General features: G+C 40.5%; 8 protein-coding genes. All 8 read left to right on the top strand.

Features of this window, described 5'->3' with window-relative positions:
- The first annotated feature begins 259 nt into the window (after nucleotides 1-259).
- Nucleotides 260-814 carry an RNA polymerase sigma-70 factor gene (locus QZ076_RS20575; RefSeq protein WP_293716913.1) on the top strand — a complete coding sequence of 185 codons (555 nt, stop codon included), beginning with the start codon at nucleotides 260-262 and terminating at the stop codon, nucleotides 812-814.
- A gap of 59 nt (nucleotides 815-873) precedes the next feature.
- Nucleotides 874-1,884: a FecR family protein gene (locus QZ076_RS20570; RefSeq protein ID WP_293716911.1), complete on the top strand. Its 1,011-nt coding sequence runs from the start codon at nucleotides 874-876 to the stop codon at nucleotides 1,882-1,884.
- A gap of 126 nt (nucleotides 1,885-2,010) precedes the next feature.
- Complete coding sequence (locus tag QZ076_RS20565) at nucleotides 2,011-5,361, top strand: TonB-dependent receptor (protein WP_293716909.1); 3,351 nt, start codon at nucleotides 2,011-2,013, stop codon at nucleotides 5,359-5,361.
- Nucleotides 5,362-5,378: 17 nt separating this feature from the next.
- Nucleotides 5,379-7,109, top strand: coding sequence for a RagB/SusD family nutrient uptake outer membrane protein (locus tag QZ076_RS20560; protein ID WP_293716907.1), 1,731 nt, complete (start codon nucleotides 5,379-5,381; stop codon nucleotides 7,107-7,109).
- A gap of 41 nt (nucleotides 7,110-7,150) precedes the next feature.
- Nucleotides 7,151-7,603: a hypothetical protein gene (locus tag QZ076_RS20555; protein WP_293716905.1), complete on the top strand. Its 453-nt coding sequence runs from the start codon at nucleotides 7,151-7,153 to the stop codon at nucleotides 7,601-7,603.
- Nucleotides 7,604-7,696: 93 nt separating this feature from the next.
- On the top strand, nucleotides 7,697-10,357 hold the full coding sequence (locus QZ076_RS20550) for a beta-galactosidase (RefSeq protein ID WP_293716903.1): 2,661 nt from the start codon (nucleotides 7,697-7,699) through the stop codon (nucleotides 10,355-10,357).
- Between the two features lie 26 nt (nucleotides 10,358-10,383).
- Nucleotides 10,384-13,335, top strand: coding sequence for a glycoside hydrolase family 2 TIM barrel-domain containing protein (locus QZ076_RS20545; RefSeq protein WP_293716901.1), 2,952 nt, complete (start codon nucleotides 10,384-10,386; stop codon nucleotides 13,333-13,335).
- A 109-nt stretch (nucleotides 13,336-13,444) separates the two neighbouring features.
- Nucleotides 13,445-14,863: glycoside hydrolase family 2 TIM barrel-domain containing protein (locus QZ076_RS20540; protein WP_293716899.1), on the top strand; the 1,419-nt coding region annotated here is incomplete at its 3' end.

Here is a 14,863-nt window from a genome sequence, read left to right as displayed (position 1 = left end):
TAAAGGATATGGTAGCCCGGTACGAAGAATGGGAGAAAGACTATATGGTCGTTCCGCGACCTGAATAATAAAAGAGAAGCGATAAGAAAAGGGCTATCCGGATAACCGGATGGCTTTTTTAAACCTGAGAAACTTTAGAATTATCTCCACACATCAAACACTAGTTCCTATTTTTTCCTACATTTGCCCCTATAATTAAATATAAGAAAGATCACATCTTAAAATGGTATATCTTAAATATCCCATTTAATTTTCATTCATGCAAAATAGAAAGACTGAAAAAGAACAGTTGTCGGATTTAAGTAACGGGGACATAAAAGCATTTAATGATCTCTTCATACTTTATTTTCCCAAACTTAAGTCATTTCTATCGGGATTTCTGGATAATGAAGCTGAAGCAGAAGACCTCGCTCAGGATGTGTTTGTTAAGTTATGGCAGAATCGCCAATTACTCACCCGGGTAGAAAATTTAAACGCTTATCTGTATCGAATGGCAAAAAACGCCCTTTATACTTATCTCAATCGGACTTATATTCCCGATCCGATCTCTGATACAGATCATAATCATATTCCATCCATAGATGAACTGGAAGAACTGATCTTTGCAAAAGAACTGGAAGAACTGATAGATGTGACTATTGAAAAAATGCCTCCTCAGCGGAAAACAATATTCTGTCTGAGTCGCAAACAAGGACTTAGTAATGATGCAATAGCCCTCCAGTTAAATATCAGTAAGCGAACGGTGGAAACACATATTTCTGCCGCATTATCAGACTTGCGTAAAGTTATTTCTATCCTTTTGCTATTTTTTTGAAATTCGACTACGTGTACTTTTCTTTTTTGTAGTCTTACTATATATAGACATATAGTGAGATGCGAGAAAACAGAGTTTATAATATATTGCGGCGTCTGACAGATCATACGGTTCCGTCAGCACATCGCCATTTAATACGGAATTGGTTAATCAGTAGCGATAGTATTCCGGAAAAAGAATCGGCTATGAGAGAAATATGGTTAGAAACTGAAGCCAAACCAGATAAAGACATACACCAGTCCCTTCAAAAAACCATACAAAAAATATATCATGCGGAAGATCGTACTCCTAAAGTCCCGTTAAAAACTCGTTTGATACGCTATGCGGCAATCCTTATATTACCATTAGTGACAGGCATGGCTGCCTGGTGGCTGACAAAAAGCGAATACGCAGAGCCAGAAATGATAGAATGTTATGTACCTAACGGAAAACAAGAGACGATAGAATTACCTGACGGATCATTTATACAAGTAAACTCCGGTAGTTTACTTATTTATCCGCGTAAATTCTCTGAAAAGAAACGTACGGTCTATCTAAGCGGAGAGGCAAATTTCAAAGTAGCCCAAAATCCGCACAAACCCTTTATAGTGAGTACCGGTCCATTGAAAGTAGAAGTATTGGGAACAAAGTTCAACATTGAATCTTATCCCGATAAGGAACGCATCACCACAACTTTGGAAAACGGCTCTGTCAAAATTTATAAAAATGATGAACCGGAAAAAGCAATAATTATGAAACCGGACGAACAAGTCGTTTATAATGAGCAAAACCAAACATTCAGTATCAACTGGGTTGAAGCCAGTGATTGTTCTGCTTGGACACAAGGAGAATTGCGCTTTGCCAATCAACCATTACATGAAATATTAACCACAATGGAACGCAAATACAACGTTCAAATCAAGTTGAGTCCGGAAATTGACACTTCCGATTTATTTACTATGAAATTTAAGCAACATGAAACGGTAGAAGACGCCATGTTCATATTTGCCCAATTAGCGGGGAATATCAATTATAAAATAGAAGGGAAACAAATCCTTCTGTTTAAAGCCGGAAAGGGGGTGGTACGCTAACAAAAAGACACCGGAAAGTACCTCTCACAGCAGCTTTCCGGCATCCGAAATAGATCTAATCCTGTTCTGAAATAAAACATCAAAGAATTTATTCACATTCACAGTAAAAATCTAATACACAAAAGTATGACTTTTAATTATAAAAGGGTACCTGTTGTACCTATAAAAAACAGTAAAATATTTGTACTTGCTCTTTGTTTATCTGCATCGGGAAGTGCTTATAGTCAAAATCAAAAAATCAGTATCCCCAAAGGAGCTACTACCCTGCAAAAAGTTTTTCAAGAGATAGAGAAGCAAACAAACCTGTCTGTCGACTACAATCAAAGCAAATTTGATATTAACAAGAAAATAGAGACAAAGGGGCAACAAAAATCTTTATCAAGTACTCTGGATGAAATCTTATCCGGAAGTGGACTGACTTATAAGATCGAAGATGGACATATTTTAATAATACCCATAACAGATAATAAAGAGCAAGTAAAACCGGATCAACAAATCAAAGGTATTGTTACTGATAATAGCGGGGAACCAATTATTGGCGCAAATATATCAGTAAAAGGTTCTACAATTGGTACAGTTACAGATATTAACGGGCAATTTTCCTTGAATGTACCCGGTAACGCATCGATTTTAATTTCATATATCGGTTATCTTCCTCAGGAAGTTCGTGTCGGGAACAAAAAAGATTTTTCATTTGTGCTAAAGGAGGACACTAAAGTTCTGGATGAAATTGTCGTAATCGGTTATGGTACGACATCGACACGAAAGATGGCCTCTGCTGTTACTGCTGTAAAAGGGGAAAAGCTACAGGATCTTCCATTTAACGATATGAGTTCGACATTACAGGGACGTGCTACCGGTGTTATCGTGCAGAATCAGGGAGGTGAACCCGGTTCCAATGCAAAGATCTCTATCCGCGGTGGTGGTGATCCGGTTTATGTAATCGACGGAGTTATCAGTACATCCTGGGAGTTCAATACGTTAAATCCGGTAGATATTGAAAGTCTGTCAGTCCTGAAAGATGCGGCATCACTGGCCGTATATGGTTCAAGAGCTGCAGATGGTATTATTCTGGTAAAAACAAAACAGGGCTCTCAAGGTAAGACATCTATCACTTATACATTCAATGCGGAATATAGTCAACCTACCACATTGATAAAGAAAATGGATGCATATACCTATGCTGATACCCAGAACAAAGCAGCAATGTATGATGGTCTTCCTGCTTTCCATCAATATAGTGAGGAAGAAATGAACAAGATCCTGAACCAAACGGACCCGCTCTATCCGGATGTTGACTGGCTCGATCTGGGACTAAAGAATTTCGCTCCCCAATACCGTCATGGCCTTTCAATGAACGGAAGCGGAAAACTCGTGAATTATTATTTGTCACTGGGTATGATCGATCAGGGTAGCCTGTTTACTTCCAATGCATTAGACTACAATAGATATACTATACGCAGTAATGTAAACACCACTTTCGACAAAATAGGTCTTACTGTCGGTCTTAATCTGAACGGAGCCATAGAGAAGAAAAACAGACCCTATGTAAGCTCCGGGACAATCTGGGGGCATTTATACAGACAGTTACCTCTTACTCCGGCATTCAATGAAGACGGTAGCTATTCTTCTGCAACCGATCATCCTTTGGTAGATATGGATGACCGGTCGGGTTATTACAAAAACAATAAAAAATATATCAATACACAATTAGTTGCGGACTGGGACTTACCGTGGGTAAAAGGATTCTCTTTAGGAACAATGTTCAATTACAGGGTCAGTGACGAATTCTCGAAAGCATTCAATACCCGTGCTCCCCAATTCTATCCGAATGGAGCGGCATATCCGGTTGCCAAACCGACATTGAAAGAAACGGCAGACTTCAAGGAATCCTATAATTTTGAAGTAAGCGCTTCCTATATGAATACATTCAACAACGATCATTCAATCGATACTAAAGCCGTATTTACTGTTGCTGAAAATAATGGAGACAACTTCTGGACATCCCGTAAAGATTATTTATCATCAGCAGTCGATCAGTTATTTGCCGGCTCACCAGTAGGCATTCTGAATGACGGTAGCGGAGAAGAAGGAGGTAGAATGGGCGTTGTAGGCCTTCTGAAATACGACTATAAAAACCGTTACATCATAGAAGGTAGTTTCCGTTACGACGGTTCAGACAACTTTGCTCCAGGACATCGTTGGGGATTTTTCCCGTCCGGTGCCGTAGCCTGGGCGCTTAGCGAAGAGCCATTCTTCAAAAACTGGAATTGGAAAGCTGTAGACCTGATCAAACTACGTGCATCCTATGGTCAGACAGGTACAGAAAATGGAGTTAACCGTTTTGGCTACATGCCGGTCTACGATCTGGATAAAAACATCATCGTTGTAGGAGGAAACTTACAATCCGGTTTCAGTGAAGGTAAATTGGTTTCACCGAACTTGTTAAGTTGGTACACCCGTAACTCCCTTAACTACGGTATCGACATGAACTTTCTGGATAACAGACTGAAAGGAACCGCCGATTATTTCTTCTATGTAACCAAAGGTGGATTGATGAGCCCGGGAGACAGATATACAACTCCATTGGGAAAAGATCTTCCGCAGATAAAATCGGATAGTGAACAACGAAGAGAAGGTATTGAATTCTCTTTGTGCTGGGGAGATAAAGCCGGTAAAGATTTTACTTATGAATTGGGCTTCAATATGACTTATTTCAATAATCTATGGAAAGTAAAAGCCGATGAATCCATGTCCGACCTGGTGAACCCGTGGAAAAGAGTCACAAATCAAACTGATTTCTATGATGTCAGATTAATATCCCAGGGATATTACCAAACAGAAGAACAGATACTGAACTCGCCACGTCGCCCACAAGCTTCTGAGTTAAAATTCGGAGATATCGCTTATCAAGATATTAACGGTGACGGTAAAATCGATGACCAGGACCAGACACGGGTTGGGAATGCGGCTATGCCTCATTTCACATATGGTTTTGATTTTTCTTTCGGATATAAAGGTTTCTCTTTATCAGGTTTACTATACGGAACAGGAAAACGTAATATGGAGTTAGGTTTCAATTACAAAGATGTGAAACCTTATTATAAAGAGCAATTGAATTATTGGACGGAAGACAATAGACAGGCTGAATTTCCACGCCTAACAGCAGCGACATCCAGAAACGGAGATAACAATATTCAAAAGTCTGATTTTTGGCTGAGAAATGCCTCCTTCCTGAGATTGAAGAATTTACAATTATCTTATGATTTAAAATACAGTGTATTAAAGAATACACCTTGGTTGAATATGTGTAGAGTAAATCTTACCGGAGCCAACCTATTCACTATTTCAGGAATAAGTAAATTCTATGATCCGGAAACCCCTAATTATAATGATGATGGGGATATCATCGCAACTGACGGTAGCGCATACCCAGTACAGCGAGTAATTTCATTTGGTTTAACAGTCGGATTTTAATAAAGGAGGATAACAATATGAAGAATATCAAAAATATAATTGTAGCTACTCTACTCTCCCTGTTGTGCTTCTCGTGCAACGATGTGTTGGATAAAGGGCCATTGGATAAATACTCGGAAGAGGACGTGTGGAACAATGCAGACCTGATCCAGGCTTTTTCTTACACTACACTCCGGAAAGCCACTGATTTGATGATCATGGTAGACGAATATACGGACAACAGTGTCATTGAGCCTAATTCTTCCATTATATCCTTTAATAAGGAACAAATGGACCGTTATTTTGACGTAGGTTGGAACAGGATCAATAATGATCTGAAGGTTTATGAAAACATCAGAAGATGCAATATGATCATAGCAAAAGCACCTGAGTCACCGGTTTTATCTGATTCGGAAAAAGCTAATTTCATAGCACAAGCTAAAGCCATGAGAGCTATGATCTATTTTTCAAGAGCCCGTTGGTTCGGAAAATTAATGATTGTAGACCGCTTGCTCGATCCGGATGAGAATATGGAGTTTTCAAGAACTGCAACAATTAAAGAGACATACGACTTTATTCTGAATGACTTAAAGGAGGCTGCAAATGATTTGCCAGAGACACTGACCAATCAACAGGGTATGCTCACCAAAGGAGCTGCCTATGCATTACTGGCTGAGGCTGCACTACATGGTGCCGCTTATATTGAGTCAGGACAGGACGAATATTATACTATTGCTAAAACAGCCAGTGAAAGTCTCTTTAAATTAGGCACTTATGAGCTAGACGAGAATTATCAAGGAATGTTTAATGATTTCAATCAATCATTAAGTTCCAAAGAGATCATCCTAGCTCAGTGGAAACATGCTGATGCTACAAACTTTGCAGATACCTGGATGCAGCAACTCGTACCCAACACAGACAATAACAAAGTAAAACCGGGTACTGTACCTGCATTCGTAGAGGAATTCGCCGGATGGCTTCAGCAAATGCCTTCTATTGACCTTGTCAATGCTTATGAGGTGATAGATGAAGATGGTAAAGCTAAAGATTGGGATCAAACTTCTTATTATAAAAGCTTCCAAGAAAACGGAGGATACGTTTCCGATGCCATTTATAAGAACCGTGACAATCGCTTTTATGCAAGCATCGTCTACGACTCCACCATGTTCTTCAAAAATGAAGTATGGACCAGACTCGGCGGTAATCTGAACTGGGCATCTGCTCTGGGTGGCGGCGACTGGGGTATGACGAAAACAGGCTATATCTACCGTAAATGCGTATACGAAGCAAAGAGACTTTTGAACGATCAACCGACCAATTATCATTATGTATTGTTGCGTCTGGGAAGATCTTACCTGAACTATGCGGAAATCTTGTTAAGACAGGGAGAGATCAATACAGCTATCGACTACATCAATAAAACGCGTACAACACATGGAGGATTGCCAGCTTTGTCACACGGGATGTCTTTAGAAGATGTATGGAAAGCGTACAAAAGAGAAAGACGTGTCGAACTGACTATGGAAGGAGACCGTTACTGGAGTTTGCTGAGATGGGGTAAAGCAGACAATTTATCCATCGTGAAAGAGCTGACCATTATTCATAAAGCTATTGAAATTGCGGCTGATGGCAAATCATTCCGAATTATCGACCTTCCGTTCAACGAAGCAGATAATATACGTGTCTTTACATCCAAACGTTATCTGATGCCTGTTCCTCAGAAAGAGATAGAGCAAAATCCGAATCTGGATCAGAATACCGGTTGGTAATAAACTATAAATCAATAACAAAACTATAAAAACATTATCACATGAAAAATATAGTAAGATTCGCTTTATATATCCTGTTCGTGATCTCTATCTCTTCCTGTCTTAAAATGGGATTAGACGATCTACCTACTTCAGATAAAGCTGAAATCACGAACGTGAAATTCGAATATCGTTGGTGGGATGAAGCCGCAGAACAGCTAAGAGTTGTAGAGTTGACTGCTGACAATAAAATAGCAGATCATGCGATCAGTTGTACAATAACCGTACCAGCTGTAACAGATAAATTCACATCTGAAATACGGGAAAAAGTATCATTGGCCAACATAGTCTGCCTGACAGATATTTCAGCAGGAGCATCGATCCGTCCCCTTAATGGAGCTCCGGTATTAGGAACTCCCGAAGATTTTTCAGGAAAAGAATTTAGTTATCTTGTTGTAGCTGCTGATGGCTCCAATATTGAATGGAAGATCAACATTATTGCAATTAATAAGTAATTATTACTCAAAAGAGGGGAATTATAAAAGCTTGTATACTAATACAGCCCATAATCCCCCTCTTTCAAAATACTAATCTTAAAAAACATACGAATGAAATACTTGATTATTGCGTGTCTATCAATGGCTGCTTTGTCTCCTGTCTACAGTCAATATAAAATAGACCTGAGTCATATTACTCCTATACCTGTAAAATACCTTGAATTAGGAAACCCCGGTACAGCAGGAAAGGAAATCCGTGTAAACAACCTGTATATGGAAGAAGGCGGTATCCCTCAACTTCCTGTTATGGGAGAAATCCATTACAACCGGATGGACTCCAGATATTGGAAAGATGCATTATTGAAAATGAAAGCATCCGGCATCGATATTGTAGCTACTTACTGTATCTGGTCGCTTCACGAAGAATTTGAAGGCGAACTATCCTGGGAAGGACAGCTTAATCTCCGTCGTTTTGTCGAGTTGTGTAAAAAGCTGGACATGAAAGTGCACCTACGTTTCGGTCCTTACTGCAATGCAGAGATAAAGAACGGTGGATTACCGGATTGGATCGTCAATAATAAAAATCTGGTAACCCGCTCAAACGATCCTTTATATCTTGAATATACACGCAGGTGGTATCAGGCTGTATACGACCAGGTAAAAGGATTACTGTGGAAAGACGGCGGCCCTATCATGGCACTTCAGTTGGAAAACGAATATGTACGTCCCGGAATGATCATTTCACATCTGCTCAATTTGAAAAAAATGGCTGTAGAAATAGGATTTGATGTTCCTGTTTATTCTATGACCCACTGGATGGACAGCGAATATCCGAAAGGAGAAATTATACCTTATGCTGGTTTCTATATCGAGGCTCCCTGGACTGCTTCCGGAAAGAATGAGATACCAACTTCTAATTTTGAATTCTTCACTTACAATCGTCTTTCGGATAATATCGGTACCGATATTATCAAAATAGAAGGAGATGTTGAGTCATTGAGCGGAGAAAATAATGACTCCCCCTTCTTTACCTGTGAAATAGGTGTAGGCACCACAGCCTTCTACCAACGCCGGGCTGTTGTTCCGGAAGAAATGGCAGGCGAAAATATCAACCTACGTTTGGGATGCGGAGCCAATATGATGGGATATTATATGTACACCGGCGGCACCAACCCTGTTGGCAAAGTAAGTACCTATCAATCATCCGGCCCTCGTGTCAGTTACGATTATCAGGCGCCAATCCGTGAATTCGGCACTTTGGGAACAGTCATGCAGGAAACAAAGAAATATAACTATTTTATGAATGATTTTGGAACAGCGCTCGCCCCGGCTGTAGCCTATCTTCCTACAAGCAATCAGGACAGGAATAATTTACAATGGGCAGTACGACTAAACGAAACTACCGGTTATCTGTTCTGTTCAAATTATCTGTATAAACATAGCCGGAAAGACTATAAAAATGTTCAGTTCTCCATCAAACTGAAAAATGAGATCCTGCGCATTCCACGCCAAAAGGTAACAGTGAAAAACGGCACTTACTTTCTTTGGCCGTTCAATCAGCAATTGAGCAATATCCTGCTGAAATATTCAACGACACAGCCAATATGTTCCATGAAAGAAGGAAATAACAATACCTATTTCTTCTTCGAAGATGATGCTATACCGGGAGAATATTTAATAGAAAATAAAGATATCCGGAAGATAGATGTGAAAAACGGTACTTACCGGAAAGAGAAGGATGGATATTTCGTCAATCAATTAACCCCGGGAAAAGAGTGTGTCATAGAAATTACAAAAGAGAATGGCTCTATAGTACGTTTTATTACACTTACAGAAGAAGAGTCGGATCATATCTGGAAAGGAACTGTTAAAGGCAAAGAGTTTGTCTCTATTACCAACTCCTCATTAATCTGCGATAACGATAAGATCACTCTGATAGACGATCAACCGTCGACAGACATTTGGATATATAAAGACGGTAACTTCAAACAGCAAACGTTCCGTAGTGACGCGCGTAATTTACACGCCTCATTCCGGCAGATTACTCCTATGGAGGAAAGTCAGTGGATACGTCCGGCAGAAGGGAACATCGTCAAACGCCAGTTCTCACTGAATACTTTCTCGCAGGTAGAACGGGCTTATTTACGTTATGTATCACTGAAAACAGCAAATTGCAAGATCAACGGAAAAGAAACGAAAACTACGGTTATAGGAGATTATTCCTATGCCAATGTAACAACCTTTGTTCAAGAAGGTGATAACACGATTGAGTTTACTCTTCCTGACAACAAAGAAATCAGTGCGGAAATTGAAGTTCTCCTCAAAAATGGTAAACGTATCGTCTGGAACACCGATCCAACCTGGTTATCAGCCGGCAACAAACCTGTAGTTCCAACAACCGGGAAGAAAAAACCTTCCGCTTTTGCTCCGGAAGAACATCTGGGACTCTACGAAGTAAAAGCTCCTGCACCCGTTTGTAGCGATGAGGAAACCCGCATGTATATTTCTTACCAGGGAGACGTAGCCAACACCTATCTAAATGGGAATTTGGTAGCAGACTCCTACTATGACGGAACAGAATGGATAGTCAGCCTGAGTCGCTTGAACGAAGCCATTGATATTAATCCGATGGTTATCCGTATAGATGGATTGAAATCGGCTGATGCACCTATTTACTTTGAAAATAATGTGATTCCGGCAGAATGTGTGGTTCCCTCAATGTCTAATATTAAAGTAAAACAAGAATATCGGTTTGATGTAAAGAATCAATAAAGATCTGAATACTATAAAATCAAAGGATGAAAATCAGGAAACTCTATTTTGTTATTCTATTTATTTTGATGGGCATTTATACAAATGCTCATCAAAATGATTCTATATTTACATTTAGAACAGTTAAGACCTTATACCCTGTTCTAAGCGAAAAAACAAAAAGCATACATACCCCAATCCCTACTTTCGTAGAAGGAGTCAAACAAACCAGCATATCATTAAATGGGAGTTGGCTATTTACAAACAAAATAGACAGTCCGTTTGATGGGAAAAAGAAAACAAATACCCAGTGGCATACCATCAATGTTCCCTCGGAATGGTATATGGAATCTTTCCAGGTAGAACCCGGAAAATGGGCCGGATATTACAAAGAATTCTCTCTACCTTCCGACTGGATAAATCAAAAAACATTACTCCGGTTCGGAGCTGTAGAAAGTGAATGCCGGATTTTTCTTAATGGGAAATATGTAGGAGGGCATATCGGATCAATGACACAGTTTGAAAAAGAGCTGACTCCTTATCTTTCTTCAGGGAAAAACCAGTTGATGGTTTATGTACGAAGCGAATCTCTGGCAAGTGAAATATCAAAAATCTCCCATTATGCCAAACACCAGGCAGGGGGAATATTACGTGGGGTCGAATTGATTTCGGTACCTCAAACCTATATCAACGATCTGTACTGTGACGCAAAATTATCAGACAACCTGGATCAGGGCACATTGAATATACATGTCTCATTATCCGGTAAACAGAAAAATCAAAAAGTTGAAGTAACAGTAAAAGAAAGAGGTATAGAAGGCTTACCCATGAATGAAAAAATAGTCTACAATGAGAAAATGAGACTTAAACAATTAAATCCGGTCATTATAAATACCCCCAAGTTATGGCATGCAGAAACCCCTTTCCTATATACTGTTGAAGTCGCACTGTTTAAGGACAATGAAAAGACTGAGGTCATAAAAAAGAACTTCGGCTTCAGGAAAATAGAAATAAAAGGAAATATATTATATGTAAATAATCAGCCGGTTAAACTAAGGGGTGTCTCCCGCCATGATATCTCTGCTTACGATGGACGTGCCATAAAAGATACTGCCTCTTTACACCGGGATATCGAACAACTGCGTAATGCTAATTGCAATTTCATCCGCACTTCGCATTATCCCCCTGACAGTTATATGCTGGATCTATGCGATCGTTACGGTATTTTTGTAGAAGATGAGGCTCCCGTCTGCTGGGAATCCGGAGAAGATTCATACGACCGGATTCATCAGATTTTCTATAGCTTCAAATCGATGGTAACCAGAGACCGGTCACATCCTTGTATTTTACTCTGGTCGCTAGGAAATGAAAGCGATTGGAAACCTAAATTTTATAACAGTTTACTTCTGGCCAAAGAGTTAACACCTGATATTCCGGTTAAATTCTCCCATTCTGAAACACACGGAATTATAAAAGCAACCGACATCGGAACCAAGCATTATCCCGGCTGGAAAGGGCTTATGGCATTCGAAAATTATTTCCGCCCGATCATATTCGGAGAAGCTCTTCACTTGAATTGCTATAACACTTCCGAAAACATAACTGATCCGGGACTAAGGGATATGTGGGGGGATTATCTTAAATATTTCGTCGACTTTATTCAGGAATCTCCCTCTATTACCGGATTAGGTATCTGGGGATGTACCGATGAAATGTTTTATCCGAAAGGAAACAAGCCCTGTGGGTATGGCCCCTGGGGAGTAGTCGACGGATTCAGAAGGGAAAAGCCGGAATTCTGGCATATGAAAATGAGCTACTCTCCTATTATTGTGACCAGTAAGCATTTCCAAAGTTCCGGTAATGAAACACTGATCACTCTTGAAAACCGCTACAACACACAAAATGCCAACCAAATAGAAATGTTATGGAAAGATATGGATCAGCAAGGGATGACAGAAATCGATATGGCTCCCGGAACGCAGGGAACTCTCCGCATACCTCACAACGTAAAAGGAGATACCCTCACAATCACGATGAGAGACAGACGGGGGTTTGACCTGGCTATCTGGAAAATACCAAAACACTATTTACCTTATTACCCCATGCCCGGATTATCGAAAGGAGAAGTAAAAGTCATATCCTCGGATTCTTTATACCAGATTACTTCAAAAGATATTCAATATACCTTTTCCCGGACGACCGGTATGCTAGTCTCTGTAAAGAAAAAAGGAGAACAAATTATAACCGGGCCGGTAAATATGTATGCCATTCCTCATTTGAAAGAGAATGAAGTAATCAATTACATACCACAGGAGCGTTCGGGAGAAGAAGTCGGTTTTACCTCTGCCCCCCTGACCGGCTGGACACTAGAATCCGAAAGCTTGGAACATACAGAGAATGGCATCTCAATTACAATACACGGTAAATATGGTGTAAATCCGGTAGAATTAGTATATTCCATTGATAACGACGAAAGACTCCGCATCGACTATGTCCTGAATATTTCCAAAATCGGCAATGGCATTCGTCAGATCGGGATAGGGTTCAATCTACCTAAAGCGTACAATACACTAGGGTGGAAACGAAAATCCTTGTGGAGTGTTTATCCGGACGACCATATCGGACGTACAGAAGGTATTGCAAAAGCCTTTTACCCGGAAACCTCAAGTAATTATCTGGCACAAAGAGTCATCCCTAAGCACAGTTACAGCAGAGACGGTAATGAATATGGCTCCAATGATTTCAGGTCAACCAAACAGTATATAATAACCGGGAATTTCATAAATGAAAAAGGAGATACAGTCACTATAGAGTCAAATGGAAAACAACATCTGAGAGCCTGGGTGCTACCGGAATATGTCTCCTTCCTGATTGCTAACTATTCCGATTCAGGCAATGAGTTCTATCTGAATTATGATGCAAACAGGACAAAATACCTGGATGCTTATATTGCCGAAGATGGTGATGTTGCCGGATGGCTGCAACTAAACTTCAAATGAGCTACGAAAACCTTTGCGTAGCTTTTTATCCAAGTAAATAGGAAAACAAACTGTATATTTCACTATTTTTGAGCACTAATATCCTTAGAAATAAAATATAACAAAAACTATGACAACACTCAAAAGTTTTCTACTTCTTTTATGCATCAGCTTCTCTTTGCAGGCTTATGCACAGGAAAAAGTAACCACCCGCGAAGTCCTGTCTTTGGATAAAGGTTGGAGCTTCCATTTGGGAGATATTCCCTACCCTGTTATCAAAGGACATAATGCCACTTACCGGAACGCCAAAGCCGGATATGTGAGCGGAGCCGCTTCCCCGAACTACGACGATTCTTCCTGGCGCATCGTAGACCTTCCTCACGACTGGGCAATTGAAGGAAACCTAGACCCTGATGCTAATCTTTCGCAAGGATACTACAACCGTGGTTTCGGCTGGTACCGCCGTAAATTCAAACTGTCTCCCGAAGATAAAGGAAAACATCTGGAAATACAGTTTGACGGTATCGCAACCCATGCAACGATCTGGGTAAACGGAACCGTACTGCATCGCAACTGGTGCGGCTACACGTCAATGTATATAGACATCACTCCCTATGCAACTTATGGTGACGATGTAAATACCATTGCCGTACGTGTGGATGCGGATGCCCAGGAGGGCTGGTGGTATGAAGGAGCCGGTATTTACCGCCATACCTGGCTGGTAAAACGTTCACCTCTGCATATCATCACTGACGGTGTTTTTGCCAATCCTGTGAAGAAATCAGAGAAGGAATGGGAAATACCGGTAGAAGTATCTTTATATAATAGCGGAAAACTTTCGGCAAGCGGAGAAGTAGAAGTTACTTTATTTACCCCAGACGGGAAACTACTTACAACACAAACAGAAAAGCTTTCTGTAGGGGCTTTGAGAGAGGGTATCGCCAATCTCTCACTGGCAGTGTCCGACCCTCGACTCTGGTCGCCGGACAGTCCTGCACTTTACAAGGTTAAAACCGTTGTAAAGCAAAATGGAACCGAATCGGATAAGGTGGAAACCAGATGCGGTTTCCGGACTATCCGTTTCGATAACAAAACCGGATTCTGGTTGAATGAAGAAAATATCAAAATAAAAGGCGTATGTAATCATCAGGACCATGCCGGAGTCGGCGTAGCTGTTCCGGATGCTTTATGGGAATTCCGCCTGCGTAAATTGAAGGAAATGGGTGTTAATGCTTATCGTGTTGCGCATAACCCGGTGCCCAAAGAATTTATGGCTGCCTGCGACAGCATGGGAATCATGCTACTGGATGAAAACCGACTGTTCAACACATCTCCCGAATATGTACGGCAACTGGAATGGCAGGTTCGACGCGACCGTAACTGCCCGAGTGTAATCCTCTGGTCCGTATTCAACGAAGAGCCGATGCAGGGTACTGAAAACGGATGCGAAATGGTTCGCCGTATGTACGACGTTGTAAAGAAGATGGACCCGACACGCCCTATAACAGCGGCGATGAATGGCGGATTCTTCTCTGAATATAATGTATCA

The sequence above is a fragment of the uncultured Parabacteroides sp. genome, from assembly GCF_905196875.1.
GTDB lineage: Bacteria > Bacteroidota > Bacteroidia > Bacteroidales > Tannerellaceae > Parabacteroides.
The sequence above is the reverse complement of the archived record's forward strand: the minus strand, read 5'-3'. Positions and strand labels throughout refer to the sequence as shown.

What these genes read in the sequence shown, in the direction of transcription:
- QZ076_RS20570 (WP_293716911.1), top strand. Translation starts at nt 874, where the DNA reads ATGCGAGAAAACAGAGTTTATAATATATTGCGGCGTCTGACAGATCAT.
- QZ076_RS20545 (WP_293716901.1), top strand. Translation starts at nt 10,384, where the DNA reads ATGAAAATCAGGAAACTCTATTTTGTTATTCTATTTATTTTGATGGGC.
- QZ076_RS20560 (WP_293716907.1), top strand. Translation starts at nt 5,379, where the DNA reads ATGAAGAATATCAAAAATATAATTGTAGCTACTCTACTCTCCCTGTTG.
- QZ076_RS20565 (WP_293716909.1), top strand. Translation starts at nt 2,011, where the DNA reads ATGACTTTTAATTATAAAAGGGTACCTGTTGTACCTATAAAAAACAGT.
- QZ076_RS20550 (WP_293716903.1), top strand. Translation starts at nt 7,697, where the DNA reads ATGAAATACTTGATTATTGCGTGTCTATCAATGGCTGCTTTGTCTCCT.
- QZ076_RS20555 (WP_293716905.1), top strand. Translation starts at nt 7,151, where the DNA reads ATGAAAAATATAGTAAGATTCGCTTTATATATCCTGTTCGTGATCTCT.
- QZ076_RS20575 (WP_293716913.1), top strand. Translation starts at nt 260, where the DNA reads ATGCAAAATAGAAAGACTGAAAAAGAACAGTTGTCGGATTTAAGTAAC.